Below are 745 nucleotides of genomic sequence, written 5' to 3' on the forward strand. Positions count from 1 at the left end.
CGGGGCCATCTGGAACAAAGGCTCGATCCTGATTACCGCCGCCAACTTCGCCGCCCTGGCCGGCAACGTCGGTGGCAGCGGCGTGGGTGGGACCAGTGCCGGCACCGCGGGTGTTTCGCCGGCGTCGGTGGCCAACGTCTACGGCGATGGCGGCACCATCAACACCAACTATGTGCCGGACGAGACGCCGCCCACCGCGACCGTCGTGGTGGCCAATACCAACCTGAACTCCGGTGGCACGTCGCTGGTGACCATCACCTTCTCCGAAGCTGTCACCGGCCTCACTGCGGCCGACCTGACGGTGCAGAACGGCACCATCGGCACCTTGACCAGCGGCGACGGTGGCATCACCTGGACCGGCACTCTGACCGCGGCCAGCAACATCGCCGACACCACCAACATCATCACCCTGAACAACACCGGGGTTGCCGACCTGGCCGGCAATGCCGGCGTGGGCACCACCGACTCGAACAACTACGTGGTCAACGACACCGTGGCGCCCACGGCGTCCATCGTGGTCAGCGATACTGCCCTTCGGGTCGGTGAAACCTCGTTGGTGACCATCACTTTCTCCGAAGCGGTCAGTGGTTTTACCGCAGCGGACCTGACGGTGGCCAACGGCTCGATCAGCGGCCTGAGCTCCAGCGACGGTGGCATCACCTGGACGGCCACCTTCACACCGGACGCTGCGATCACCGACACTTCCAATCTCATTGTCCTGAATAACACCGGCGTGGCGGACCTC

The 745-nt window shown here is 65.0% G+C and carries 1 protein-coding gene; it reads left to right on the forward strand.

What is annotated here, in order from left to right; genetic code table 11:
• Positions 1–745 (forward strand): Ig-like domain-containing protein (locus tag GSM73_RS26770; RefSeq protein WP_256676674.1); only part of this gene is annotated, 745 nt, incomplete at both ends.

Source organism: Pseudomonas sp. PICF6, from assembly GCF_009831705.1.
In the GTDB taxonomy this organism is placed as follows: Bacteria; Pseudomonadota; Gammaproteobacteria; order Pseudomonadales; family Pseudomonadaceae; genus Aquipseudomonas; species Aquipseudomonas rhizophila.